Annotated in this window: 1 pseudogene; it reads left to right on the top strand. The window is 66.3% G+C overall.

Annotation, left to right across the window (positions count from 1 at the left end):
• Window positions 1-243 (top strand): annotated as a pseudogene (locus tag SB816_RS34340) (TonB-dependent receptor); the annotation flags it as partial.

Below are 243 nucleotides of genomic sequence, written 5' to 3' on the forward strand. Positions count from 1 at the left end.
GGCCCGTTTTCCGCGCTCTATCCGGGCAACGCGATCGGCTCGACCGTGCTGCTGACGACGCGCAAGCCCGACCGGCTCGAGGCGTCGGTGTCGACGCAGTTCTTCACGCAGCGCTATCGCGACGGCTACGGGTTCGCGGACAGCTTCGGCGGCAACCATCAGACGGCGAGAATCGCGAACCGCATCGGCAGGTTCTGGTTTTCGCTGTCGCTCGACCGGCTGGAGAACGATGGCCAGCCGATG

The sequence above is a fragment of the Achromobacter sp. SIMBA_011 genome (assembly GCF_046535435.1).
In the GTDB taxonomy this organism is placed as follows: Bacteria; Pseudomonadota; Gammaproteobacteria; order Burkholderiales; family Burkholderiaceae_B; genus Achromobacter; species Achromobacter dolens.